This is a genomic window from Pseudomonas sp. HD6515 (assembly GCF_024971855.1).
In the GTDB taxonomy this organism is placed as follows: Bacteria; Pseudomonadota; Gammaproteobacteria; order Pseudomonadales; family Pseudomonadaceae; genus Aquipseudomonas; species Aquipseudomonas alloputida.
In genome coordinates this window covers 4,171,613-4,196,280 of sequence record NZ_CP079827.1, presented here as the reverse complement: position 1 = coordinate 4,196,280, position 24,668 = coordinate 4,171,613, and the positions used below count along the sequence as shown (strand labels likewise).

The 24,668-nt window shown below is 62.3% G+C and carries 21 protein-coding genes; 13 read left to right on the top strand and 8 right to left on the bottom strand.

Annotated features, from left to right (window positions below; genetic code table 11):
* Window positions 1–8: 8 nt before the first annotated feature.
* The 3 genes from KW568_RS19500 to KW568_RS19490 all read left to right on the top strand — a co-directional run bounded on the left by KW568_RS19500 (window position 9) and on the right by KW568_RS19490 (window position 2,054).
* Complete coding sequence (locus tag KW568_RS19500; RefSeq protein ID WP_003250280.1) at window positions 9–614, top strand: arylesterase; 606 nt, start codon at window positions 9–11, stop codon at window positions 612–614.
* Window positions 615–672: 58 nt separating this feature from the next.
* The gene (locus KW568_RS19495; protein ID WP_003250283.1) at window positions 673–963 is read left to right on the top strand and encodes a hypothetical protein; all 291 of its coding nucleotides are present in this window, start codon (window positions 673–675) and stop codon (window positions 961–963) included.
* Between the two features lie 113 nt (window positions 964–1,076).
* Window positions 1,077–2,054, top strand: coding sequence for a L,D-transpeptidase family protein (locus KW568_RS19490; RefSeq protein ID WP_259536595.1), 978 nt, complete (start codon window positions 1,077–1,079; stop codon window positions 2,052–2,054).
* 132 nt (window positions 2,055–2,186) lie between these two features.
* Here the strand turns inward: KW568_RS19490 and KW568_RS19485 are convergent, their stop codons facing one another.
* Window positions 2,187–2,438 (bottom strand): Lpp/OprI family alanine-zipper lipoprotein, encoded by a 252-nt coding sequence (locus tag KW568_RS19485; RefSeq protein WP_003250288.1) that lies wholly within the window; start codon window positions 2,436–2,438, stop codon window positions 2,187–2,189.
* A gap of 507 nt (window positions 2,439–2,945) precedes the next feature.
* Here KW568_RS19485 and KW568_RS19480 point away from each other — a divergent pair.
* The gene (locus KW568_RS19480) at window positions 2,946–3,227 is read left to right on the top strand and encodes a GNAT family N-acetyltransferase (protein ID WP_003250290.1); all 282 of its coding nucleotides are present in this window, start codon (window positions 2,946–2,948) and stop codon (window positions 3,225–3,227) included.
* Window positions 3,228–3,297: 70 nt separating this feature from the next.
* Here KW568_RS19480 and KW568_RS19475 read toward each other — a convergent pair whose 3' ends face one another.
* A complete protein-coding gene (locus tag KW568_RS19475; protein ID WP_003250292.1) occupies window positions 3,298–4,374 on the bottom strand; it encodes a 3-deoxy-7-phosphoheptulonate synthase in 1,077 nt (358 codons plus the stop codon).
* Between the two features lie 232 nt (window positions 4,375–4,606).
* Here KW568_RS19475 and KW568_RS19470 point away from each other — a divergent pair, with 232 nt between their 5' ends.
* The 3 genes from KW568_RS19470 (at window position 4,607) to cysB (ending at window position 7,279) form a co-directional block, all read left to right on the top strand.
* Window positions 4,607–5,554, top strand: coding sequence for a putative 2-dehydropantoate 2-reductase (locus KW568_RS19470; RefSeq protein ID WP_004576791.1), 948 nt, complete (start codon window positions 4,607–4,609; stop codon window positions 5,552–5,554).
* 124 nt (window positions 5,555–5,678) lie between these two features.
* On the top strand, window positions 5,679–6,176 hold the full coding sequence (locus tag KW568_RS19465; RefSeq protein ID WP_003250295.1) for a universal stress protein: 498 nt from the start codon (window positions 5,679–5,681) through the stop codon (window positions 6,174–6,176).
* Between the two features lie 128 nt (window positions 6,177–6,304).
* Window positions 6,305–7,279 (top strand): HTH-type transcriptional regulator CysB, encoded by a 975-nt coding sequence (gene cysB, locus KW568_RS19460; protein ID WP_003250297.1) that lies wholly within the window; start codon window positions 6,305–6,307, stop codon window positions 7,277–7,279.
* Between the two features lie 125 nt (window positions 7,280–7,404).
* Here cysB and KW568_RS19455 read toward each other — a convergent pair whose 3' ends face one another.
* From KW568_RS19455 to KW568_RS19435, 5 genes are all read right to left on the bottom strand, one after another.
* The gene (locus KW568_RS19455) at window positions 7,405–8,139 is read right to left on the bottom strand and encodes a phosphoadenylyl-sulfate reductase (RefSeq protein ID WP_003250299.1); all 735 of its coding nucleotides are present in this window, start codon (window positions 8,137–8,139) and stop codon (window positions 7,405–7,407) included.
* Window positions 8,140–8,219: 80 nt separating this feature from the next.
* Complete coding sequence (pabB, locus tag KW568_RS19450) at window positions 8,220–9,560, bottom strand: aminodeoxychorismate synthase component I (protein ID WP_004576790.1); 1,341 nt, start codon at window positions 9,558–9,560, stop codon at window positions 8,220–8,222.
* Between the two features lie 208 nt (window positions 9,561–9,768).
* Window positions 9,769–10,749 (bottom strand): alpha-L-glutamate ligase-like protein, encoded by a 981-nt coding sequence (locus KW568_RS19445; protein WP_003250303.1) that lies wholly within the window; start codon window positions 10,747–10,749, stop codon window positions 9,769–9,771.
* Window positions 10,749–12,284 (bottom strand): inactive transglutaminase family protein, encoded by a 1,536-nt coding sequence (locus KW568_RS19440; protein ID WP_003250305.1) that lies wholly within the window; start codon window positions 12,282–12,284, stop codon window positions 10,749–10,751. Before KW568_RS19440 ends, KW568_RS19445 begins: the two co-directional genes overlap by 1 nt.
* A 5-nt stretch (window positions 12,285–12,289) precedes the next feature.
* Window positions 12,290–12,826 carry an ATP-dependent zinc protease gene (locus KW568_RS19435; protein ID WP_010953297.1) on the bottom strand — a complete coding sequence of 179 codons (537 nt, stop codon included), beginning with the start codon at window positions 12,824–12,826 and terminating at the stop codon, window positions 12,290–12,292.
* Window positions 12,827–13,132: 306 nt separating this feature from the next.
* On the opposite strand from KW568_RS19435, the gene KW568_RS19430 reads away from it, so the two are divergent.
* From KW568_RS19430 to prpD, 6 genes are all read left to right on the top strand, one after another.
* Window positions 13,133–13,849: a GntR family transcriptional regulator gene (locus tag KW568_RS19430; protein WP_003250308.1), complete on the top strand. Its 717-nt coding sequence runs from the start codon at window positions 13,133–13,135 to the stop codon at window positions 13,847–13,849.
* Entirely contained in the window at window positions 13,846–14,736 is an 891-nt protein-coding gene (gene prpB / locus KW568_RS19425; protein ID WP_003250310.1) for a methylisocitrate lyase, read from the top strand. The genes KW568_RS19430 and prpB overlap by 4 nt, the downstream gene beginning before the upstream one ends.
* Window positions 14,737–14,796: 60 nt before the next feature.
* Complete coding sequence (prpC, locus tag KW568_RS19420) at window positions 14,797–15,924, top strand: 2-methylcitrate synthase (protein WP_003250313.1); 1,128 nt, start codon at window positions 14,797–14,799, stop codon at window positions 15,922–15,924.
* A 161-nt stretch (window positions 15,925–16,085) separates the two neighbouring features.
* Window positions 16,086–18,674, top strand: a complete 2,589-nt coding sequence (acnD, locus tag KW568_RS19415; RefSeq protein WP_004576789.1) for a Fe/S-dependent 2-methylisocitrate dehydratase AcnD — start codon at window positions 16,086–16,088, stop codon at window positions 18,672–18,674.
* Between the two features lie 151 nt (window positions 18,675–18,825).
* Entirely contained in the window at window positions 18,826–20,016 is a 1,191-nt protein-coding gene (prpF, locus tag KW568_RS19410; RefSeq protein WP_003250318.1) for a 2-methylaconitate cis-trans isomerase PrpF, read from the top strand.
* Between the two features lie 171 nt (window positions 20,017–20,187).
* Window positions 20,188–21,672 (top strand): 2-methylcitrate dehydratase, encoded by a 1,485-nt coding sequence (prpD, locus tag KW568_RS19405; RefSeq protein WP_003250321.1) that lies wholly within the window; start codon window positions 20,188–20,190, stop codon window positions 21,670–21,672.
* A 175-nt stretch (window positions 21,673–21,847) separates the two neighbouring features.
* On the opposite strand, the gene acnB is transcribed toward prpD, so the two are convergent.
* Window positions 21,848–24,457: a bifunctional aconitate hydratase 2/2-methylisocitrate dehydratase gene (gene acnB, locus KW568_RS19400; RefSeq protein WP_004576788.1), complete on the bottom strand. Its 2,610-nt coding sequence runs from the start codon at window positions 24,455–24,457 to the stop codon at window positions 21,848–21,850.
* Between the last annotated feature and the right edge of the window lie 211 nt (window positions 24,458–24,668).

Here is a 24,668-nt window from a genome sequence, read left to right as displayed (position 1 = left end):
AGAATCCGATGCGAGTGTGGTGGTTGAGTGCCGGTCTGGCCCTGTATTGCCTGGCCCAGAGCGCAGCGGCAGGAACACTGCTGGTTGTTGGCGATAGTATCAGCGCCGGTTTTGGCCTGGATAGCCGTCAGGGCTGGGTGTCTCTCTTGCAGGCCCGTCTCAGGGACGAAGGTTTTGACGACAAAGTGGTCAATGCTTCGATCAGTGGCGATACCAGCGCAGGTGGCCAGGCGCGGCTCCCGGCGCTGCTTGCAGCACATAAACCAAGCCTGGTGGTGCTGGAGCTGGGCGGCAACGATGGCCTGCGCGGGCAGCCGCCTGCACAATTGCAACAAAATCTTGCCTCGATGATCGAGCGTTCGCGTCAGGCAGGGGCCAAGGTGCTGCTATTGGGCATGCGCCTGCCGCCCAATTATGGTGTGCGTTACACCACCGCCTTTGCCAAGGTGTATGAACAGCTGGCAGCGGACAAACAGGTTCCTTTGGTGCCGTTTTTCCTCGAAGGGGTAGGGGGCGTACCTGAACTGATGCAGGCTGATGGCATCCATCCGGCCCAGGGGGCTCAGCAGCGCCTGCTGGAAAATGCCTGGCCAGCGATAAAACCCTTGCTGTGAAGCTTTAAACGGGGGCGCCTTTCGGCTAATGTTGCGCCCCCCGTTTCGAGTGCTCCAAATGCCGCGCCCTGCCTGGTCCCTGTATGCCTATCAACTGATCGAGCCCGACGAGCAGCTCGACCTGTTCGCCTGCCAGGAAATCCGCGTCCACCTCGTGGCCCGCCAGCTTGAGCTGGGCGTGCCGGTCGACCGTACCTTGTGTGGCGGCCTGCTGCCAGCCCAGCCGCGTTGGTCGGGGGTGCCGCGATCGATTTACCGCGATGGCCGCCTGTGTGAGCTGTGCCGTGCCATCCTCGATGCCCAGCGACGCGGCATGCGCCCGGTGTGGCCTGAGCTGCATGGCAGCTGAACGACAAGCGCCTTTCATCATCTGAAACGCTTGCAGCGTGCCAATGCCTCCCGCTTGCATCGGCGCGGGTGTACAATCGATTCTCTTGACCCATCTTTCGAAGGATTTACCGGATGTTGCCGCGCTTTCCTGCCGTCACCCGTAGCCTGTCCCTGGCCGCCCTGTTGGTAGCGGGCCCCGCTGCTGCGCTGGAGCTGCCACTGCCACCGCCCGGTGAAGACATCGTCGGCCAGGTGCATGTGATCAAGGCAAAGTACGAGGACACGTTCGCCGATATCGGCACCGCAAACGACCTCGGCTACCTGGAAATGATTGCCGCCAACCCCGGCGTGGACCCTTGGCTGCCGGGCGCCGGCACCGAGATCATCCTGCCGACCCGTTTCGTTCTGCCGCCGGGGCCGCGCGAAGGCATCGTCATCAACCTGGCCGAGTACCGCATGTACTACTTCCCCAAGGGGGAGAGCGTGGTGTACACCTTCCCGCTGGGCATTGGTCGCGAGGGGTGGGGGTCGCCGATCGCCAACACCAAGATCACCGCCAAGACGCCCAACCCGACCTGGACGCCGCCCGCTTCGATTCGCAAAGAGCACGCTGAGGACGGTGACATCCTGCCGACGGTGGTGCCGGCTGGCCCGGACAACCCGCTGGGGCCGCTCAAGTTCACCTTGGGCGTACCGGGCTATCTGATCCATGGTTCGAACAAGAAGTTCGGCATTGGCATGCGCACCAGTCACGGTTGCTTCCGCATGCTTAACAACAACGTGCTTGAACTGTCGAAGATGGTGCCGGTGGGGACGCCAGTGCGCATCATCAACGAGCCTTACAAGTTCGGTATCAGCGCCGGCAAGGTCTATCTTGAGGCACACACGCCGCTGGATGACCAGGGTAACCCGTCAGTGGTCGACAAACACACCGCAGTTATCAATGCCTTGCTCAAGCGTGAAGACCTGGCCAATAACCTACGCATGAACTGGGACATGGTACGTGACGTGGTGGCTGCAGAAGATGGCATGCCGGTAGAAATTGCCGTGCCGGTGGAAAACCAAGGGGCCGCACCGATGGTGTCGAGCATTCCGCCCGAACTGCAGTAAGGTGATTTCGACACACCCAGGCCTGCCTTAGTGCAGGCCTTTTTGTACCTGTTGGCCGCGTTTGTCGGATTCAAAGGCAATAAAAAAGCCGACCCACAAGTGGGTCGGCTTCTTAACAATCCGTGAGGATTATTACTTGCGGCTGGCTTTGTCCAGCATACGCAGAGCGCGCTCGTTGGCTTCGTCAGCGGTCTGCTGAGCCTTCTGAGCGGCTGCCATTGCGTCGTCAGCCTTACGGTAGGCTTCGTCAGCACGAGCTTGAGCGCGAGCTGCTGCGTCTTCAGTCGCAGTCAGACGAGCTTCGGTTTCTTTGGATACGCTGCTGCAACCGGTAGCCAGAACTGCGGCCAGAGCCAGAGCAGAGAATTTCAGAACGTTGTTCATCGTGTTCCCCTTCAAGGACTTTCTATTAAATAGCCATCTCTCAGGAAAGAGAAACTGGCCGGCGTACATAGTACCCATTACTTGTAGTAAGTAAACTGACAGAGCGCAAGAACTGCAAAAAAAATGTTGCTTGACTCCGCGCCGACAAGATTTGCGACGTGTCTGTGAAAAAAATGTGCAGGGTTCGCAAGCGGTTGTGGTGCAGGAACTTTTTTGTTGAACTAAGGGTGACTTTAACTGTCGATCAGCGTCTTAAGCCCTAGAACATCCGGTGGCTGTTGCGCGGGCTTGGGAAAGTCACCCGGGCGGCGTTTTGACCTTTTTTAAGCGCCACCACCTTGAGCAATCCCGCTCGCGGTGCCTACTATCTTGTGAGTGCCAGACGATCCGAACGATTACAATCGTCCAATGGTCGAAGCGGCAACAGGTGGCGTAGAGGATTCTGTGCCGGATAAACCACCATCGGTTAAGGTAAGGGTCTGCCGAGAAGACCTGCGAGGAGTAGTGATGAGCGAAGCGCTGACCATCCACCATGACCAGGCCGGTCATCAGTTCGAGACCAACGTGGACGGTCATCGTGCCTACCTGACGTACATGGATCTGGGCAAGCAGACGCTGGACATCTATCGCACCTTCGTGCCCAACGCCCTGCGCGGCCGTGGGATCGCTGCCGCCCTGACCGAGCGGGCGCTGGAGTACGCCGAGCAGATGGGCTACACGGTGATCCCGTCTTGCTCGTATGTGGAGCGTTACATGGAGCGCCAGCAGCGGCATTCGAGCAAGGCCTGAGCTGACCATAGGCACCCGACACAACAAAAAAACGCCGGGCAGTGCCCGGCGTTTTTTATTCCCGCAATGTTCAGCCGCGCTTACGCTGCGGCAGCACATCCTTGAGCTTGGCATGCATGCTGCGCAGGGTTTTCTCGGTCGCCGACCAGTCGATGCAGGCGTCCGTGATCGACACGCCATACTGCAACTCGTCCAGGTTTTTCGGAATGGACTGACAGCCCCAGTTCAGGTGGCTTTCGACCATCAGGCCGATGATCGACTGGTTGCCTTCGAGAATCTGGTTGGCGACGTTCTCCATCACCAGCGGTTGCAGGGCCGGGTCCTTGTTGGAGTTGGCATGGCTGCAGTCGACCATGATGTTGGCCTTGATCTTGGCCTTGGCCAGGTCCTGTTCGCACAGGGCGACGCTGACCGAGTCGTAGTTCGGCTTGCCATTGCCGCCGCGCAGTACCACGTGGCCGTATGGGTTGCCCTTGGTGGTGACGATCGACACGCCGCCTTCCTGGTTGATGCCCAGGAAGCGGTGCGGCTTGGACACCGACTGCAGGGCATTGATGGCAACGGTCAGGCCGCCGTCGGTGCCGTTCTTGAAACCCACCGCCGAGGACAGGCCCGAGGCCATCTCGCGGTGTGTTTGCGATTCGGTGGTGCGGGCACCGATGGCCGACCAGCTGATCAGGTCTTGCAGGTACTGCGGGGAAATCGGGTCGAGCGCTTCGGTGGCAGTCGGCAAGCCCATTTCGGCCAGGTCCAGCAGCAGCTTGCGGCCTATGTGCAGGCCGTCCTGGATCTTGAACGAGTCATCCAGGTACGGATCGTTGATCAGGCCTTTCCAGCCGACGGTGGTGCGCGGCTTTTCGAAGTACACGCGCATGACCAGGTACAGCGTATCGGACACTTCTTCGGCCAGCACTTTCAGGCGCTCGGCGTATTCGTGGGCTGCCTTGATGTCGTGGATGGAGCAAGGGCCGACCACGACGAACAGGCGATGGTCCTTGCCGTCGAGAATATTGCGCACCACTTCACGGCCGGCAGTCACGGTCTGCAGGGCCTTGGCGCTGAGGGGGATTTCCTTCTTGAGCTGATCAGGGGTGATCAGGGTCTCGTTGGAGGCAACGTTCAAGTCATCGATCGGTAAATCAGCCATCGTGTTACTCGTCAGGTCACGGGTGCCGGCCGCCAACTATCCCCGTGCGGCCCAGCAGCAAGAATAATCGCAGCGGGGAGCCGAACCTTAGCGCGTTACAGATGGCACGACAATGGGCTGAACCCAGTCATTGTGGGGTTTTTACCTGAGCGAGGGGGTTGCGCGCGAATGGACTGCCCAGCGCTACGTAACCTGTGTAAAAAGAGTGCTGACCCTTTACCTGGAGATTGGCATGCATTCGCACCCCCCTCGCATCGGCATCATCGGCAGTGGCGCCATCGGCGGCTTTTATGGGTTGATGCTGGCCCGGGCCGGTTTCGATGTGCATTTTCTGTTGCGCAGCGAGTACCAGGCCGTTTGTGAACGCGGGCTGAGCCTGGACAGTGCCGTGCATGGCGCACTGCACATGCGGGTGCAGGCTTACGTCAGTGCCGCCGACATGCCGCCCTGTGACTGGCTTCTGATCGGGGCCAAGGCCACCAGCAACGAGCAGTTGGCACCGTTGATCGTCCAGGCTGCTGCGCCCGGCGCCAAGGTGGTGCTGTTGCAGAACGGCCTGGGTGTCGAGGAGCAGTTGCGTCCGGCCTTGCGCAGCGACATGCACCTGCTCGGCGGCCTGTGCTTCATCTGCGTCAACCGCCAGGCGCCAGGTGTAATCCGCCACCAGGCGCTGGGGGCGGTCAACCTGGGGTATCACAGCGGGCCGGCCACCGATTGCGGTGTCGCGCTGGTGAATGAAGGCGCCGGGTTGTTCCAGGCGGCGGGGATCGACTCGCAGGCCATGCCGAACCTGGCCTTGGCGCGCTGGCAGAAGCTGGTGTGGAACGTGCCTTACAACGGGCTGTCGGTGCTGCTGGGGGCCAGCACTTCGCCACTGATGGCCGACAGCAATAGCCGCGAGCTGATACAGGCCTTGATGGCCGAGGTGGTGCAGGGGGCGGCAGCCTGTGGCCATGTACTGCCCGAGGGCTATGCCGAGCACTTGTTTCAGGTGACCGAGCGCATGCCCGACTACTGGCCGAGCATGTATCACGACCATGTCCACAAACGCCCGTTGGAGCTGGGGGCCATTTACGCCGAGCCGCTGGCACGCGCACGGGCGGCAGGCTGCAGCATGCCGCGCATTGAAATGCTGTACCAAGCGCTGAGTTTCATCGACAACCGCGACCGGCCGGCCTGAGGGTGGCCGAGGCTTCGGCGGGGCCCTCCAGCCCACGGCGGCAGCGCGCCGGACGGCAAAGCGAGCGTCCGGCGCGCTGCTAAGCTGAAGCTTGCTCTGCCGCTGCGGCAGTCGAGGAGGTCGAATGATCCGCTCCATGCTGTACGCCACCGACCTCGGTGTCTACGCCCCTTTCGTGATGCAACACGCGCTGGCCCTGGCGCGCACGTTCGGTGCCGAGTTGTATGTGATCCACGCGGTCGAGCCGATGGGCCAGTTCGCCGAATCCCTCCTGCAAAGCTACCTCGATGAACAGACGCTCGATCAATTGCACAGCCAGGGGGTGAATACAGTGATGGCGAACATAGAGCAGCGTGTGCTGGAAAACTTTCGCGACGAGCTCGGCGAAGAGGCTGACCTGGCGGTGATCAAGGCCGTGCGTGTGCGTCAGGGCGACCCGGCGCAGGTGATTCTCGACCAAGCTCAGCGGCTAAGCGTCGACCTGCTGATATTCGGTAGCCACAGTGCCGGTGCCGGGGTGGACGTACCGCTGGGGCGCACGGCGGTGCGGCTGCTGCAGCTGTCGCCGGTGCCAGTGTACATGGTGCCCTTGGCGCAGCATCTGGGGCGTAGGAAAACGTGAAGATAGGTGCAGTCCATTTCCGTGGGCATGTAACAAAATAGTTCTAGATTTATTTCCAGAACCACTAATATAGTTATATATCGTCGCTGCCTGCTGCCGCGGACTCATCGCTGAACCGAGGGAAACCTATGAAGCTTCAACAACTGCGCTACATCTGGGAAGTGGCGCACCATGACCTCAACGTCTCCGCGACGGCGCAGAGCCTGTATACCTCCCAGCCAGGTATCAGCAAGCAGATCCGCCTGCTCGAAGACGAATTGGGTGTTGAAGTCTTTGCCCGCAGCGGCAAGCATCTGACCCGCGTGACCCCGGCCGGTGAGCGCATCATCAATACCGCAGGCGAAATCCTGCGCAAGGTCGAGAGCATCAAGCAGATTGCCCAAGAGTTCTCCAACGAGAAGAAGGGCACGCTGTCCATCGCCACCACCCACACCCAGGCGCGCTACGCGTTGCCGCCGGTTATCAGCAGCTTTATCAAGCAGTATCCGGAGGTGTCCCTGCACATGCATCAGGGTTCGCCCATGCAGATTGCCGAGATGGCTGCGGACGGTACGGTCGATTTCGCCATCGCCACCGAGGCGCTGGAGCTGTTCGGCGATTTGATCATGATGCCGTGCTACAAGTGGAACCGTTGCGTTGTGGTGCCGCAGGGGCACCCGCTGGCCAAGCTGCCGAAACTGACCCTGGAAGCCGTCGCCGAGTACCCGATCGTCACCTACGTGTTCGGTTTCACCGGGCGCTCAAAGCTGGATGAGGCTTTCAATCACCGTGGCCTCACGCCAAAAGTGGTCTTCACCGCGGCTGACGCCGACGTGATCAAGACGTATGTGCGCCTGGGGCTGGGCGTGGGTATCGTTGCCGGCATGGCTGTGGACGCCAAGCTCGACAGTGACTTGGTGGCGCTGGATGCCAGTGAGCTGTTCGAAGCCAGCATCACCAAGATCGGCTTCCGTCGGGGTACCTTCCTGCGCGGCTTCATGTGCGACTTCATCGAGAAGTTTGCCCCGCACCTGACCCGTGAAGTGATGGCCAAGGCCATTCAGTGCCATAACAAGCAAGAGCTGGAAGCGTTGTTCGAAGGTGTAGAACTGCCGGTTCACTGATTCGGGAGTGATGGGGCCGCTGTGGGAGCGGGCGGCTTTGGTCGCGATCACCGGCAAAGGCGGTGCCATGCACCGCGTCGCCTGCTTCGCGGGTAAACCCGCTCCTACAGACCGCCCGGGCTATCTCAAGCCTTGCTGATCAGGTTGCCCGCATGCAACCCGCATTCCTTCTGCGTCGACTCTTCCCACCACCAGCGCCCTTCACGCTCATGCTGGTTTGGCAGCACCGGGCGGGTGCATGGCTCGCAGCCAATGCTGATGAAGCCACGCTCGTGCAGGCTGTTGTACGGCAGCTCGAGCATGCGGATATAACCCCATACTTCTTCACTGCTCATCTGCGCCAGCGGGTTGAACTTGTACAGCGTGCGCTCAGGCGTGGAAAAGGCGCTGTCGATTTCCAGTGCTGCCACCTGGCTGCGGGTGCCCGGGCTTTGGTCGCGGCGCTGGCCGGTGGCCCAGGCGCTGACGGTGGCCAGCTTGCGTCGCAGCGGCTCGATCTTGCGAATGCCGCAGCACTCGCCATGGCCGTCCTTGTAGAAGCTGAACAGGCCCTTTTCCTTGACGAACGGGTCGAGCTTGGCGCGGTCCGGGCTGAGGATTTCGATCGGCAGGTTGTACTGTTCGCGTACCTGGTCGATGAACCGGTAGGTCTCCGGGTGCAGGCGCCCAGTGTCGAGGCTGAATACCTTTACCTGCTTGTTCAGCTTCCAGGCCATGTCGACCAGCACCACATCCTCGGCGCCGCTGAAGGAGATCCACAGGTCATCACCGAAGTGCTCGAAGGCAAGCTTGAGGATGTCCTGCGGGGACTTGTTGGCATAGGTCGCGGCCAGGGCGGCGACGTCGAAGGGTTGGCTCATCAGGCGGTTTCCATCTTGGCTGTGGCGCTGTGCGCTCGTAGTAGGGGGATGGTAACAAAAAAAACGTGGTCTAGATGGGCTCACAAGCTCTGCAGGGTCTGCATCAGCACCCGCACTTTGGCGATCGACTCTTCATACTCGGCCTGCCACTGCGAGTCGGCTACCACCGCGCCGCCGCCCCAGCAACTGACCTGTCCATCTTTGATCAGCAAGCTGCGAATGGCGATCGAACTGTCCATTTCGCCGCGCACATCCACATACAGCAGCGAGCCGCAGTACAGCGCGCGGCGCGCGGGTTCCAGTTCGTCGATGATCTGCATGGCACGGATTTTCGGGGCGCCGGTAATCGAGCCGCCAGGGAAGCTGTCGCCGATCAGGTCCAGCGCATCTTTGTCGCTGGCCAGCTGGCCGGTGATGCTGCTGACCAGATGGTGCACATTGGGGTAACTCTCCAGGCTGAACAGTTCCGGTACCTTCACTGAGCCGATCTCACACGTGCGCCCCAGGTCGTTGCGCAGCAGGTCGACGATCATCAGGTTTTCCGAGCGGTCCTTCGGGCTGTGCAGCAGCTCTTGGGCATTACGCTGGTCTTCAGCCGGGTCGCTGGCGCGTGGGCGGGTGCCCTTGATCGGCCGGGTTTCCACCTGGCCCTGGCTGACGCGGATGAAGCGCTCGGGCGAAAAGCTCAGCAGGGTACTGCCGTCGGCCAGTTGCTGGTAGCCGGAGAAGGGTGTCGGGCAGGCCTGGCGCAGGGCCTGGTAGGCTCGCCATGGATCGCCTTGGCAGGGCGCGCGAAAGCGTTGGGTGAGGTTGATCTGGTAGCAGTCACCTGCCTGGATGTAGCGTTGTACCTGGTCGAACGCTGTTTTGTACTGCTCGGGCTCCAGGTCACCGACCATCGGTGCGAGCAGCCGGAAGTCGCCGGTGGTGGTGGTGGTGTCCTGGAACAGCCTGATCAGGCGTTGGCGTTCGTCGTCTGCCAGGCTCGGGTGGAACACCAGCTGGCTGGTGCCGAGCAGATGATCGCTGACCAGTGCCCAGGCATACAGGCCCAGTTGTGCGTCTGGCAGGCCGAGGTCGTCCACGGCCAGGCTTGGCAGGTGTTCCAGGCGGCGGCCGAAGTCGTAGCTCAGGTAGCCAATCAGGCCCCCGGCAAAGGGCAGTTCTACACCGTTGGGCAAGTCGGCGTGGCCCAGTTGTGCCAGGCCAGCGCGCAGGCGCTGGAGGAAGACGCGGCCATCTTCATCGGGCTGCGCCTGCAGTTGTTGCAGCGGCCAGGCGCTGAGCAGGTCGAAACGCCCGCGTTCGGCGCCGGGGCGGGCGCTGTCGAGCAGGATCGCACCGGGGGCCTGGCGCAGGTGGGCGAAATAGGCGGCAGGGTCGGGTTGGTAGGGCAGGGGGTGTAGCGTGCAGGTCGGCATCAGTATGGACGGCGATGTAAAAGCGAGGAGGGCGATTGTAGACCTGTGCAGGAAAAGCGCCTAGCGCTGGGTACGACATTCAACATTGTGTTTGGCCCATACGCAGCACAAGGCAGTTCCTGCAGGTTGAGCGAAGCGCATGATTCAACTGCAGTGCTTGCAAGAGCAACCTTGTGCTGCGAATGGGCTGCAAAGCAGCCCCTGTATTTCAGCGGTTGGGCACATGCCCGAACAGACCCTGTGCTACCCGTACCCGCTGCTCGGCGTCTTCGGTCACACCCTCCTTGGCCAGTGCTTCGATGTGCGCCTCGATGGCATGGGTGCGCTGAGTCAGGCCGCAATCGTTGGCAATCTGGATGTTCAGCCCCGGGCGGGCGTTGAGCTCCAGAATCAGCGGGCCCTTGTCCTGGTCAAGCACCATGTCCACGCCGATATAGCCCAGGCCGCACAGTTCATAGCAGCCAGCGGCCAGCTTCATGAAGCCGTCCCAGTTCGGCAGTTGCACGCCGTCCACCGCGTTGGTGGTGTCCGGGTGCTTGCTGATGATGTTGTTCAGCCAGGTGCCGCGCAGGGTCACGCCGGTGGCCAGGTCGACACCCACACCGATGGCGCCCTGGTGCAGGTTGGCCTTGCCGCCGGACTGGCGAGTCGGCAGGCGCAGCATGGCCATCACCGGGTAGCCCATGAGCACGATGATGCGGATGTCCGGTACGCCTTCGTAACTGATGCTCTTGAATATCTGGTCCGGGGTCACGCGGTACTCGATCAGCGCGCGGTCGCGGTGCCCGCCGAGGGAGTACAGCCCGGTGAGGATGCTGGAAATCTGGTGCTCGATTTCCTCATGGCTGATGATCTTGCCCGACACTGTGCGGTAGCGGTCCTCGAAGCGGTCGGCAATTACCAGGATGCCGTCACCGCCGGCGCCTTGCGCCGGCTTGATGACGAAATCGCTGCGACCGCCGATGATCTGGTCGAGCTTATCGATCTCTTTTTCGGTCTCGATGATGCCGTACATTTCCGGCACATGGATGCCGGCCGCCAGTGCGCGCTCCTTGGTGATGATCTTGTCGTCGACGATCGGGTACAGGCTGCGCTTGTTGTACTTCAGCACATAGTCCGCGTTACGTCGGTTGATCCCCATGATGCCCCGGGCCTCCAGGGCTTTCCACGTCTTGATCAGGCCAAACATCAGGAGTCAGCCTTTTTCAGGAAGGCTTTGAAGCGCACGAGTTCGGTCAGGCGGTAGCCGCGATAACGGCCCATCGCCAGCATGAAGCCCACCAGGATCAGCAGCACCGCCGGGAAGGTGAACACGAAGTACACCAGCTCCGGCACCATCATCAGCAGGTGTGCCAGGGAGGCGGCGAACAGCGTGCCGATGGCCACTTTCATGGCATGGCCGCCACCACGCTCCTCCCAGGTGATCGACAGGCGTTCGATGGTCATGGTCAGGATCACCATCGGGAACAGCGCTACAGACAGCCCGCGTTCAAGGCCCAGCTTGTGGCTGAACAGGCTGATGGCGGCAATCAGCACCACGACGAAGGTCAATACCACCGACAGGCGTGGCAGCATCTGCAGCTTGAGGTGTTCCAGGTACGAGCGCAGCGACAGGCCCAGGGCCGTGATCACCGTGAACAGCACAATACCGAAGCCCAGCTGGGTTTCGCGGAACGCCAGGGCGATCAGCACCGGGGTGAATGTGCCCAGGGTCTGGATGCCGATCAGGTTGCGCAGCACCAGGATCACCAACACGCCGATCGGGATCATGACCATGATCATGAAGGTCTGCTGGGTTTGCAGCGGCAGACCGTACAGCGAGTATTCGAGGAAGTCGGCGTCGGTGTTCTCGTCGGTCAGCTTGGCCAGGCGGATGGCGTTCATCTCGCTGTTGTTCATACTGAAGGTGACAGTGGCCTTCTTGCCGCCATCGACGGTGATCAGGTTGTCGTCACCGGTCCACCACAGCAGGCGGTCGCTCGGCAGGCCTTGCTCACCAGTGTCCGGGTTGAAGTACAGCCAGTCGTCACCGTTGAAGCTGCGCAGCCACAGCTCCGGGGTTTGCGGGGTGTCGGCCAGCAGGCGGATGGTGTGCACCTTTTCCATCGGCACGTGGGCGATCGACAGCAGCAGGTCGATGACCTGGGCCTTCTTCATCGCCGAAGTGTCGCCAGCCAGCAGCAGCTTGACGTTGTCGTCGTTGAGGTTGTTGACCCGCTTGATGGTTTCGCTGACAAAGGTCTCGACGTCGGCCGAGTGCTGACGTATAGGGGCCATCAGGGCTTCAGCGGCGATCTTCTCGGGGCCCTCGACGGCCAGGCTGTCACGGAAGGTCGGGCCTTTGATCTTGGTCTTCTCGTTGCTGTAGCGCTTGGTCAGTACCAGGCGGTAGTAGAGGGTCTGGTTGCCACTGGCGCGACGTGCCGACCAGGTAACCTTGCGGTTGCCGTCGGCACGGTTGATGCTGACCCCGTAGTTGTTGGAGATGAAGCTCTCGTTGAGGCTGACGTAGTCGCGGTTCAGCGGTGGCACGAACATCTGCACCTTGACCGGGTCCTTGCTGCTGGCCACGAACTCGACCTTGGCGTCGATGTTCCACAGGTCGTCGGTTTCATCCTCGGTCACCGGGATGCCGAGCACGAAGATCTGATAAGCCGTGACCGCCACGCCCAATAGCACCAGCACGGTGATCAGGACTTTCAGATGGAGGGTGAGAGAGCGCATCGGGATTACTCTGCTTTGGGAGCGTCGGTGGCACAGGCAGGTTTGCCGGCCGCATATTTAAGGCTTGGGTCAACCAGTGCGTCGAAGTGCTTGAGCGCCTCGGAACCGATCAGCAGCGGGAACTGGAAGGCGCTGCGGTCGGTGAGGTTGACTTCGATGGTGCGCCTGGTCTGGCCCATGCAGATTTCGAGTTCGATGACCGGGCGGGCCGTGTAGGCCTTGCCTGATTCGGCATCATAGTCGCCGGCCCGGCGCTTGATCTTGCTGACGCGTGCCAGTGGGCGTTCGATCGGGTGCGAATGGGCCGCATCGATGGCGAGGTAGAAGCGTACCCAGCTTTCGCCATTGCGCTTGAACCGCTTGATGTCGCGGGCGCTGAGCGAGGCGGTCTTGGCACCGGTGTCGAGCTTGGCGGCCACTTCCAGGTCCAGGTCGCCCAGATGTGCGTATTCGTTGAGACCATACACGGTCTTGCCCGCAGCCTGGCCAAGGGCCGGCAGCAGGGTGAGGCATAGCAGCAATAAAACGGGTGTAAGTCTCATATTCCTGGCGCGGTGCATTGCAAGGTTCTAGGCAAGGTTCAGGTCAAGGTGACTGGCAATTACTGCGCAAGCTTCCTCGTTGATCTGTCAACAGGCACGAATGCATGACAGACAGGCTATCCATACCCCATCGGAGGCGCGGCATTCTATCACGCCGACGTCTTGACGCCAGCGGTGCGCGATCTGACAGCGTTGTAGTGGTGATAGTTCGCGATTAGACGATTGTCGACAATGTTCATTTTGTCTTTGACTTGGAGGGCTCGTTTCGTTAGTTTCTGGCGAAGAGATTTAAAAGGTGTCGACAATATGCAGGACCTTTCCACCCCCGGCCCGGTGCTGACAGACGAAACGGAAACCCTCTCCGAAAACGTCTTCCGACGCATCCAGGCGGCCATTGTCAAGGGTGATATCGCCCCCGGCAGCAAGATTTCCGAGCCGGAGTTGGCGCGCACCTATGGCATCAGCCGCGGGCCGCTACGCGAAGCTATCCACCGCCTTGAAGGCCAGCGCCTGCTGGTGCGCGTGCCGCATGTGGGCGCGCGGGTGGTATCGCTCAACCACGCCGAACTGATCGAGCTGTACGAAATTCGCGAGTCGCTGGAAGGCATGGCCTGCCGCCTGGCCGCCGAACGCATGAGCCAGGCCGACATCGACGAACTGCGCCGGGTGCTCGACACCCATGAGCGCGATGCCGCGTTCCAGGCCGGTCTGGGCTACTACCAGCAGGAAGGCGACTACGACTTCCATTACCGGATTATTCAGGGTAGCGGCAACCAGACCCTGGTCAAGATGCTCTGCGGCGAGCTGTACCAACTGGTGCGCATGTACCGTATCCAGTTCTCTGCCACCCCCAACCGGCCACGCCAGGCCTTTGCCGAGCACCATCGCATTCTTGATGCCATCGCCGACCGTGACGGCGAACTGGCCGAACTCCTGATGCGCCGCCACATCGGCGCGTCCAAGCGCAATATCGAGCGTCACTACCTGGACGCCCACAACAACAGCACACGAGGTGAGAAATGACAGTCAAGAGCACCCCCGGTCAGCGTTTCCGTGACGCCGTTGCCGCTGAACACCCGCTGCAGGTAGTTGGCGCCATCAACGCCAACCATGCCCTGCTGGCCAAGCGTGCCGGCTTCAAGGCCATCTACCTGTCAGGTGGCGGCGTGGCCGCTGGCTCCCTGGGTCTGCCAGACCTGGGCATCACTGGCCTGGACGACGTGCTCACCGACGTGCGTCGTATCACCGACGTGTGCGACCTGCCGCTGCTGGTGGATGTCGACACCGGCTTCGGCGCTTCGGCCTTCAACGTTGCCCGTACCGTGCGCTCGATGAGCAAGTTCGGCGCTGCCGCTATCCATATCGAGGACCAGGTTGGCGCCAAGCGTTGTGGCCACCGCCCCAACAAGGAAATTGTCAGCCAGCAGGAAATGGTCGACCGTATCAAAGCTGCCGTCGACGCCCGCAGCGATGACAGCTTCGTGATCATGGCGCGTACCGACGCGCTGGCCGTCGAAGGCCTGAACGCCGCCCTGGACCGTGCCGAGGCGTGTGTCGAAGCGGGCGCCGACATGATCTTCCCGGAAGCCATCACCGAACTGCAGATGTACAAGACTTTCGCTGATCGGGTGAAGGCACCGATCCTGGCCAACATCACCGAGTTCGGTGCCACGCCGCTGTACACAACCGAAGAGCTGGCCTCGGTCGACGTGTCGTTGGTGCTGTACCCGCTGTCGGCGTTCCGCGCCATGAACAAGGCGGCCGAGAACGTGTATGCCGCACTGCGTCGTGACGGCACGCAAAAGAACGTGATCGACACCATGCAGACTCGCATGGAGCTTTACGATGCCATTGGTTATCACGCCTTCGAGCAGAGCCTCGATGCACTGTTTGCCCAGAAGAAGGGCTAAGCGCTAGCGCCCGAATTAGCCAGAAAGCATCCATAACAAATTCAAGAAAGGAGAAACACCATGGCCGAAGCAAAAGTACTCAGTGGCGCAGGCCTGCGTGGCCAGGTGGCCGGCCAGACTGCACTGTCGACCGTGGGCCAGGCCGGTGCCGGGCTGACCTACCGTGGTTATGATGTGCGTGACCTGGCGGCCGGTGCCGAGTTCGAAGAAGTCGCCTACCTGCTGCTGTACGGCGAGCTGCCAACCCAGGCCGAACTGGCCGACTACAAGCGCAAGCTCAAGGGCCTGCGTGACCTGCCGCAAGCCTTGAAGGAAGTGCTTGAGCGCATCCCGCGCGATGCCCACCCGATGGACGTCATGCGCACCGGTTGCTCGGTACTGGGCACCCTCGAACCAGAACTGACCTTCGAAGCCCAGCGCGACAAGACCGACCGTCTGCTGGCGCTGTTCCCGGCCGTGATGTGCTACTGGTACCGCTTCACCCACCATGGCGTACGCATCGACTGCACCACTGATGAAGACACCTTGGGTGGCCACTTCCTGCACCTGCTGCACGGCAAGAAGCCGAGCGAGCTGCACGTCAAGGTCATGAACGTGTCGCTGATTCTCTACGCTGAACACGAATTCAACGCCTCGACCTTCACTGCCCGCGTCTGCGCCTCGACCCTGTCTGACCTGTACTCCTGCGTTACCGCAGCCATCGGCTCGCTGCGTGGCCCGCTGCACGGCGGTGCCAACGAGGCTGCGATGGAACTGATCGAACGCTTCCAGAGCCCGCAGGAAGCCACCGCCGAGCTGCTGCGCATGCTCGAGCGCAAAGACAAGATCATGGGCTTTGGCCATGCCATCTACAAAGAGTCCGACCCGCGCAACGAGGTGATCAAGGGCTGGTCGAAGCAGCTGGCTGACGAAGTGGGTGACAAGGTGCTGTACCCGGTGTCCGAAGCCATCGACAAGACCATGTGGGAGCAGAAGCGCCTGTTCCCCAATGCCGACTTCTACCATGCCTCGGCGTACCACTTCATGGGCATTCCGACCAAGCTGTTCACCCCGATCTTCGTCTGCTCGCGGCTGACCGGCTGGGCGGCGCACGTCTTCGAGCAGCGCGCCAACAACCGCATCATCCGCCCGAGCGCCGAGTATGTCGGCGTCGAACAGCGCCAGTTCGTGCCGATCGAGCAGCGCTGAATAGCTATAGAGAGGCAACCCGTTCCCCTTGTGGGAGCGGGTGTGCCCCCGAATGCGCCGGCCTTGCAACCACTGTGCACCTGCTGACGCATTCGCGGGCACGCCCGCTCCCACAGGTACGGTGAAACCTTCCGAATCCTGTGACCGAGCCTGATTCCATGATGAACACTGCATACCGCAAGCACCTGCCAGGCACCGACCTGGACTACTTCGATGCCCGCGCGGCGGTCGAGGCGATCAAGCCCGGCGCCTACGACGGCTTGCCATACACGTCCCGCGTGCTCGCCGAGAACCTGGTGCGCCGCTGCGATCCTGCTACGCTCGATGCCTCGCTGAGCCAACTGATCGAGCGCAAGCGCGACCTCGACTTCCCGTGGTTCCCGGCCCGCGTGGTGTGCCATGACATCCTTGGCCAGACTGCGCTGGTCGACCTTGCCGGCCTGCGTGACGCCATTGCCGACAAAGGCGGCGACCCGGCCCAGGTCAACCCGGTGGTGCCGGTGCAACTGATCGTCGACCACTCGCTGGCCGTCGAGTGCGGTGGTTTCGACCCGCAGGCCTTCGAAAAGAACCGCGCCATCGAAGACCGCCGCAACGAAGACCGCTTCCACTTCATCAACTGGACCAAGAAGGCGTTCAAGAACGTCGACGTGATCCAGCCGGGCAACGGCATCATGCACCAGATCAACCTGGAGAAGATGTCGCCGGTGGTCCACAGCGACCGCGGTGTCGCCTACCCGGACACCTGCGTCGGCACCGACAGCCACACGCCGCATGTCGATGCACTGGGTGTGATCGCCATCGGCGTAGGCGGCCTGGAAGCCGAAAACGTGATGCTCGGCCGCGCCTCCTGGATGCGCCTGCCGGAAATCGTCGGCGTCGAGCTGACTGGCAAACTGGCCCCGAACATCACCGCCACCGACCTGGTACTGGCCTTGACCGAATTCCTGCGCAAGCAGAAAGTGGTCGGCGCTTACCTGGAGTTCCATGGCGAGGGTGCTCGCGCCCTGACCTTGGGCGACCGCGCCACCATTTCCAACATGGCCCCGGAATACGGCGCCACGGCGGCGATGTTCGCCATCGACCAGCAGACCATCGACTACCTGCGCCTGACCGGCCGTGAAGAGCAGCAGGTCAAACTGGTGGAAACCTACGCCAAGGCCACCGGCCTGTGGGCTGACAGCCTGGGCGGCGCCGTCTACGAGCGCACCCTGAGCTTCGACCTGTCGAGCGTGGTACGCAACATGGCCGGCCCGTCCAACCCGCATGCCCGTGTCGCCACCAGCGACCTGGCGGCCAAAGGCATCGCCGGCAGCTGGGAAGAAGTGCCGGGGCAGATGCCGGACGGCGCGGTGATCATCGCTGCCATCACCAGTTGCACCAACACCAGCAACCCGCGCAACGTGATTGCCGCAGGCCTGATTGCGCGCAATGCCAACAAGCTGGGCCTGACCCGCAAACCGTGGGTCAAGTCGTCGTTGGCACCCGGCTCCAAGGCGGTGCAGCTGTACCTGGAGGAGGCAGGGCTGGAGAAGGAGCTGGAGCAGCTTGGCTTTGGCATCGTCGCCTTCGCCTGCACCACCTGCAACGGTATGTCCGGCGCCCTGGACCCGGTGATCCAGCAAGAAATCATCGACCGCGACCTGTACGCCACTGCCGTGTTGTCGGGTAACCGCAACTTCGACGGGCGTATCCACCCGTACGCCAAGCAGGCCTTCCTGGCTTCGCCACCGCTGGTGGTCGCCTACGCCATAGCCGGTACCATCCGCTTCGACATCGAGAAGGATGTACTGGGGGTGGTCGACGGCAAGGAAATCCGCCTCAAGGACATCTGGCCCAGCGACGAAGAGATCGATGCGGTGGTGCGTGCTGCGGTCAAGCCGGAGCAGTTCCGCAAGGTCTACATCCCGATGTTCGCCATCGAGGAAGACCGCGGGCCGAAAGTTGCGCCGCTGTATGATTGGCGCCCGATGAGCACCTACATCCGCCGCCCTCCCTACTGGGAAGGGGCCCTGGCCGGCGAGCGCACCCTGCGCGGCATGCGCCCGCTGGCGGTGCTGCCGGACAACATCACCACCGACCACCTGTCGCCGTCCAACGCGATCATGCTCGACAGCGCCGCCGGTGAATACCTGGCGAAAATGGGCCTGCCGGAAGAAGACTTCAACTCCTACGCCACTCACCGTGGCGACCACCTGACCGCCCAGCGCGCCACCTTCGCCAACCCTAAACTGTTCAACGAAATGGTGCGCAACGACGATGGCAGCGTGAAGCAGGGCTCGCTGGCGCGTATCGAGCCGGAAGGCAAGGTTACCCGCATGTGGGAGGCAATCGAAACCTACATGCAGCGCAAGCAGCCGCTGATCATCGTTGCGGGTGCCGACTACGGCCAGGGTTCGTCGCGCGACTGGGCGGCCAAGGGCGTGCGCCTGGCGGGTGTCGAGGCGATCGTGGCCGAAGGCTTCGAGCGTATTCACCGCACCAACCTGGTAGGCATGGGCGTGCTGCCGCTGGAGTTCAAGCCGGGCACCGACCGCAACACCCTGGGCCTGGATGGCAGCGAAACCTATGACGTGCTGGGTGCGCGTACGCCACGGGCGACCCTGACCCTGGTGGTTACCCGTGCCAATGGCGAGCGCCTGGAGGTACCGGTGACCTGCCGCCTGGACACCGCCGAGGAAGTGTCGATCTACGAAGCGGGCGGGGTGCTGCAGTGCTTTGCCCAGGACTTCCTCGAAGCGACCGCCTGAGCATGAATCGGGGGCCGCTTTGCGGCCCTTTCGCGACACAAGGCCGCTCCCACAAAGGGCGGCGCAGTACCTGTGGGAGCGGCCTTGTGTCGCGAAAGGGCTGCAAGGCAGCCCCAGGGTATTTCACCGGACTATCAGGATGCCCAAGAAAATGGCACATGTACCCCAGATCAAAATCCCCGCCACGTACATCCGCGGCGGCACCAGCAAAGGCGTGTTCTTCCGCCTGCAAGACCTGCCCGAGCAGGCGCAAATTCCAGGCCCCGCTCGCGACGCACTGCTGCTGCGGGTAATCGGCAGCCCCGACCCTTACGGCAAGCAGATCGACGGCATGGGCGGCGCCACGTCCAGTACCAGCAAGACCGTCATCCTGTCGCAAAGCATCAAGCCCGAACACGATGTCGACTACCTGTTTGGCCAGGTCAGCATCGACAAGGCCTTCGTCGACTGGAGTGGCAACTGCGGCAACCTGTCCGCTGCGGTCGGTTCGTTTGCCATCAGCAGTGGGCTGGTCGACCCGGCGCGTATTCCGCGCAACGGTATCGCCACCGTGCGTATCTGGCAGGCAAATATCGGCAAGACCATCATCGCCCACGTCCCGATCACTGAAGGTGAAGTGCAGGAAACCGGCGACTTCGAGCTGGACGGGGTCACCTTCCCGGCGGCCGAGGTGCAGCTGGAGTTTCTTGACCCTGCAGCCGATGAAGACGGCGGTGGCGGTGCCATGTTCCCCACTGGCAAGCTGGTCGATGACCTGGAAGTGCCGGGGATCGGTACGTTCAAGGCGACCATGATCAATGCCGGTATCCCGACCATTTTTGTCAATGCTGCCGATATCGGCTACACCGGTACCGAACTGCAGGACGCCATCAACGGCGATCCGCAGGCGCTGCTGCGCTTCGAGACCATTCGCGCCTACGGCGCTGTGCGCATGGGGCTTATCGACAACGTCGATCAGGCTGCCGGGCGTCAGCACACGCCGAAAGTGGCGTTCGTCGCGCCGCCGAGCACCTACACTGCGTCCAGTGGCAAGGCGGTGCAGGCCGATGAGATCGACCTGTTGGTGCGGGCCTTGTCGATGGGCAAGCTGCACCATGCCATGATGGGTACGGCTGCGGTGGCAATTGGCACTGCGGCGGCCATTCCGGGCACGCTGGTCAACCTCGCCGCTGGCGGTGGCGAGCGCAGCGCTGTGCGTTTCGGTCATCCTTCGGGCACCCTGCGGGTCGGAGCCGAGGCACGCCAGGTGAAGGGTGAGTGGACGGTAACCAAGGCAATCATGAGCCGTAGTGCTCGCGTGCTGATGGAGGGCTGGGTTCGCGTACCTGGCGACAGCTTCTAACGCACCACTGGCGCTCGGCTTTAGTTCGTTGGGGCCGCTTGGCGGCCCTTCGCGGGCCTGCCTGCTGCCACAGGGCAACCACAGCTTCTGGATGCTGTGGTCAACCCGTGGCAGCGGGTGAGCCGGCGAAGGGCTGCACAGCAACCCCGGCAATTCTGAAGGGAGCTGGATATGAGCGCCAACGTAGACCTCAATGACCGCCCGGACTACGACCGGGTGCTACAAACCCTGGCCGATTACGCCATCGGCTACCGGGTCGAATCCCTCGAGGCCCTGGACACCGCGCGCAACTGCCTGATGGACACCCTCGGTTGCGGCCTTCTCGCCTTGCGCTTCCCTGAGTGCACCAAGCTCCTTGGTCCTCAGGTGGAAGGCACGCTGGTCCCGAATGGTGCTCGCGTCCCCGGCACCTCCTATCGCCTCGACCCGGTCAAGGCTGCCTGGGACATTGGCTGCACGGTGCGCTGGCTGGACTACAACGACACCTGGCTGGCCGCCGAATGGGCTCATCCCTCGGACAACCTTGGCGGCATCCTGGCAGTGGCTGACCACCTGTCACAAAAACGGGTTGCCGCGGGTGAACAGCCGCTGCTGATGCGTGATGTGCTGGAGGCCATGGTCATGGCGCATGAGATCCAGGGCGTGCTGGCGCTGGAAAACGCCTTCAACCGCGTCGGCCTCGATCACGTGATTCTGGTGAAGGTCGCCTCGACCGCCGTGTGTGCCAGGCTGATGGGGGCCAATCGTGAGCAGATGCTCTCGGCCTTGTCCCACGCCTTCGTCGACGGCCAGGCCCTTCGAACCTATCGCCACGCGCCCAACGCCGGTTCGCGCAAGTCCTGGGCTGCGGGTGACGCCTCCAGCCGAGGTGTGCGCCTGGCCGACATCGCCTTGCGCGGGGAGATGGGCGTGCCGGGCGTGCTCACGGCGACGCAGTGGGGGTTCTACGATGTTTCGTTCAGCCACACCAACAAAGACCTGGCGCTCAAGCCCGCCGGGCAGTACGAGCTGCGCCTGCCCCAGGCGTTGGGCAGCTATGTGATGGAAAACGTGCTGTTCAAGGTCAGTTTCCCTGCCGAGTTCCACGCCCAGACCGCCTGTGAGGCGGCAGTGATTCTGCATCCACTTGTGCGTAACCGCCTGCATGAAGTCGACCGCATCGTCATCACCACCCAGGAGTCGGCGATCCGCATCATCTCCAAGAGCGGCCCGCTGGCCAATGCCGCCGACCGTGACCACTGTCTGCAGTACATGGTGGCCGTGCCGCTGATCTTTGGCCATTTGGTAGCCGAGCATTATGAGGACGCCTTCCATGCCAACCACCCCAGTATCGACCGCCTGCGCGAGAAGATGGAGGTGGTGGAAGACCCGCGCTTCAGTCGCGAGTACCTGGAGCCGGACAAGCGTTCGATCGCCAACGCGCTGCAGGTGTTCTTCAAGGATGGCAGCAGCACCGAGCAAGTGGTGGTGGAATACCCGATCGGGCATCGTCGGCGGCGGGGGGAGGGGATACCGTTGCTGGAGGCCAAGTTCAGGGCCAACCTGGCGACCCGCTTTGCCCGGCAGCGGTGCCAGCAGGTTTTCGAACTGTGCAAGGACCAGCAGAAGCTGGAAGGCACGGCTGTGCACAGGTTCGTGGACTTGTTTGTGATATGAGGTGGCCTGTGCCGGCCGTTTTGCGGCTAAAGCCACTCCTACAAGGGCATGCGCAGGTCTCGAACACCGTGGGGGCCCTGTTAGAGCGGCTTTAGCCGCGAAGCGGCCGGCACAGGCCAAAACAACAAAGCCCCGGCATCGCTGCCGGGGCTTTGTTTACAACGTGTAAATCAGCTTACGCCTGAACCACCGGGATCTTGGCGTTGGCTGCCGCTTCGCGGAACTCGGCAATCTGGTCGAAGCTCAGGTAGCGGTAAACGTCGGCAGCCATGCTGTCGATGTCTTTCGCGTACTGCATGTACTCTTCGACGGTCGGCAGTTTGCCGATGATCGAAGCGACAGCGGCCAGCTCGGCCGATGCCAGGTACACGTTGGTCGCGTCGCCCAGACGGTTCGGGAAGTTACGGGTCGAGGTGGAGACCACGGTCGAACCGGTCTGCACACGTGCCTGGTTGCCCATGCACAGCGAGCAGCCTGGCATTTCCATGCGTGCACCGGCCTTGCCGTAGATGCCGTAGTAGCCTTCTTCGGTCAGCTGGTGAGCGTCCATCTTGGTTGGCGGAGCCAGCCACAGACGGGTCGGAATGCCACCCTTGACCTTCTCCAGCAGCTTGCCGGCAGCGCGGAAGTGACCGATGTTGGTCATGCACGAACCGATGAACACTTCGTCGATCTTCTCGCCTTGTACCGAGGACAGCAGGCGGGCATCGTCCGGGTCGTTCGGCGCGCAGAGCACAGGCTCTTTGACGTCGGCCAGGTCGATTTCGATGATTTCGGCGTATTCGGCATCGGCGTCGGCCGACAGCAGCTCAGGCTTGGCCAGCCAGGCTTCCATGGCCTGGGCACGGCGCTCCAGGGTGCGGGCATCGCCGTAGCCTTCGCCGATCATCCAGCGCAGCAGGGTGATGTTGGACTGCAGGTACTCGGCGATGGCCTTTTCCGGCAGCTTGATGGTGCAACCGGCAGCGGAACGCTCGGCCGAGGCGTCGGACAGCTCGAAGGCTTGCTCGACGGTCAGTTCGTCCAGGCCTTCGATTTCCAGGATGCGGCCGGAGAAGGCGTTTTTCTTGCCTTTCTTCTCGACGGTCAGCAGGCCCTTCTGGATGGCGTAGTAAGGGATGGCATGAACCAGGTCACGCAGGGTGATGCCTGGCTGCAGTTTGCCCTTGAAGCGCACCAGGATCGATTCTGGCATGTCCAGTGGCATGACGCCGGTGGCGGCAGCGAAGGCCACCAGGCCGGAACCGGCCGGGAACGAGATGCCGATCGGGAAGCGGGTGTGCGAGTCGCCACCGGTACCTACGGTGTCAGGCATCAGCATGCGGTTCAGCCAGCTGTGGATGATGCCGTCGCCTGGGCGCAGCGACACGCCGCCACGGGTGCGGATGAAGTCTGGCAGGGTGTGGTGGGTGGTGACGTCGATCGGCTTCGGATAGGCCGCGGTGTGGCAGAACGACTGCATGACCAGGTCAGCAGAGAAGCCCAGGCATGCCAGGTCTTTCAGCTCGTCGCGCGTCATCGGGCCCGTGGTGTCCTGGGAGCCGACGGTGGTCATTTTTGGCTCGCAGTAGGCGCCTGGGCGCACGCCCTGGCCTTCTGGCAGGCCACAGGCACGGCCGACCATTTTCTGCGCCAGGGTGAAGCCCTTGCCGGAATCGGCAGGCTGCTCTGGTTTCTTGAACAGGTCGGAAGCACCCAGGCCCAGCTCGGCGCGGGCTTTTTCGGTCAGGCCGCGGCCGACGATCAGCGGGATACGGCCGCCAGCGCGGACTTCATCCAGCAGCACTTCGGTTTTCAGCTCGAAGTTGGTGACCAGCTCGTCGCTGTCGTGACGGCGTACTTCACCTTTGTATGGGTAAACGTCGATGACGTCGCCCATGCCCAGGTTGGTGCAGTCGAATTCGATCGGCAGGGCGCCGGCGTCTTCCATGGTGTTGTAGAAGATCGGGGCGATCTTGGTGCCGAAGCAGAAGCCACCGGCGCGCTTGTTCGGCACGTAAGGGATGTCGTCGCCGAAGAACCACAGTACCGAGTTGGTAGCGGATTTACGCGAGGAACCGGTACCGACCACGTCGCCGACATAGGCAACCGGGAAGCCCTTGGCCTTGACGGCTTCGATCTGGGCCAGCGGGCCGACCGAACCAGGCTGCTGCGGCTCGATGCCGTCGCGGGCCATTTTCAGCATGGCCAGGGCGTGCAGCGGAATGTCAGGGCGCGACCAGGCGTCCGGGGCAGGCGACAGGTCGTCGGTGTTGGTTTCGCCAGGCACCTTGAACACGGTCAGGGTGTACTTGTCGGCGATGGCCGGGCGCGAGGTGAACCACTCGCCGGCAGCCCAGGATTCCAGGACTGCCTTGGCGTGCGTGTTGCCGGCCTTGGCTTTTTCGGCCACGTCGTGGAAGGCATCGAACATCAGCAGGGTGTGCTTGAGCTGTTCGGCCGCGACGGCGCCCAGTTCGGCGTCATCCAGCAGTGCGACCAGCGTTTCGATGTTGTAGCCGCCCTGCATGGTGCCCAGCAGTTCGGTGGCGTGCTTGCGGTCGATCAGTGGCGACTTGGCTTCGCCCTTGGCGACGGCGGAGAGGAAAGCGGCCTTGACGTAGGCAGCTTCGTCGACCCCTGGCGGTACGCGGTTGGTGATCAGGTCTACGAGGAAGGCTTCTTCGCCGGCCGGCGGGTTTTTCAGCAGCTCGACCAGGCCTGCAGTTTGTTCGGCGTTCAGCGGCTGGGGAACGATACCCAGGGCGGCGCGCTCTTCGATGTGTTTGCGGTAGGCTTCAAGCACAGTTATTTCCCTCATCAGTGGTCCCTAAAGGGGGTCCGGGACGCTTATCCAGCATTCAATGCACCCATGCGCTGCCGCGGCTTTGTGGGCCGCCCAACCAGGGTCGCAAGGAATCCTTACAGAAGCTGCTTTCAAAGTTTTACGCCTGCAGAACGGGGACTGATGAGGGCTGGCGCGGGCATGCGAGGGATGCATGGCCCGGGCCAACGCC

Coding starts and splice junctions, on each gene's coding strand:
- KW568_RS19430 (WP_003250308.1), top strand. CDS start 13,133: ATGCAGGACCTTTCCACCCCCGGCCCGGTGCTGACAGACGAAACGGAA.
- KW568_RS19435 (WP_010953297.1), bottom strand. CDS start 12,826: ATGAGACTTACACCCGTTTTATTGCTGCTATGCCTCACCCTGCTGCCG.
- prpF (WP_003250318.1), top strand. CDS start 18,826: ATGGCACATGTACCCCAGATCAAAATCCCCGCCACGTACATCCGCGGC.
- KW568_RS19470 (WP_004576791.1), top strand. CDS start 4,607: ATGCATTCGCACCCCCCTCGCATCGGCATCATCGGCAGTGGCGCCATC.
- acnD (WP_004576789.1), top strand. CDS start 16,086: ATGAACACTGCATACCGCAAGCACCTGCCAGGCACCGACCTGGACTAC.
- KW568_RS19500 (WP_003250280.1), top strand. CDS start 9: ATGCGAGTGTGGTGGTTGAGTGCCGGTCTGGCCCTGTATTGCCTGGCC.
- KW568_RS19490 (WP_259536595.1), top strand. CDS start 1,077: ATGTTGCCGCGCTTTCCTGCCGTCACCCGTAGCCTGTCCCTGGCCGCC.
- KW568_RS19445 (WP_003250303.1), bottom strand. CDS start 10,749: ATGTTTGGCCTGATCAAGACGTGGAAAGCCCTGGAGGCCCGGGGCATC.
- KW568_RS19485 (WP_003250288.1), bottom strand. CDS start 2,438: ATGAACAACGTTCTGAAATTCTCTGCTCTGGCTCTGGCCGCAGTTCTG.
- KW568_RS19465 (WP_003250295.1), top strand. CDS start 5,679: ATGATCCGCTCCATGCTGTACGCCACCGACCTCGGTGTCTACGCCCCT.
- KW568_RS19440 (WP_003250305.1), bottom strand. CDS start 12,284: ATGCGCTCTCTCACCCTCCATCTGAAAGTCCTGATCACCGTGCTGGTG.
- cysB (WP_003250297.1), top strand. CDS start 6,305: ATGAAGCTTCAACAACTGCGCTACATCTGGGAAGTGGCGCACCATGAC.
- prpD (WP_003250321.1), top strand. CDS start 20,188: ATGAGCGCCAACGTAGACCTCAATGACCGCCCGGACTACGACCGGGTG.
- prpB (WP_003250310.1), top strand. CDS start 13,846: ATGACAGTCAAGAGCACCCCCGGTCAGCGTTTCCGTGACGCCGTTGCC.
- KW568_RS19455 (WP_003250299.1), bottom strand. CDS start 8,139: ATGAGCCAACCCTTCGACGTCGCCGCCCTGGCCGCGACCTATGCCAAC.
- KW568_RS19475 (WP_003250292.1), bottom strand. CDS start 4,374: ATGGCTGATTTACCGATCGATGACTTGAACGTTGCCTCCAACGAGACC.
- KW568_RS19480 (WP_003250290.1), top strand. CDS start 2,946: ATGAGCGAAGCGCTGACCATCCACCATGACCAGGCCGGTCATCAGTTC.
- KW568_RS19495 (WP_003250283.1), top strand. CDS start 673: ATGCCGCGCCCTGCCTGGTCCCTGTATGCCTATCAACTGATCGAGCCC.
- prpC (WP_003250313.1), top strand. CDS start 14,797: ATGGCCGAAGCAAAAGTACTCAGTGGCGCAGGCCTGCGTGGCCAGGTG.
- pabB (WP_004576790.1), bottom strand. CDS start 9,560: ATGCCGACCTGCACGCTACACCCCCTGCCCTACCAACCCGACCCTGCC.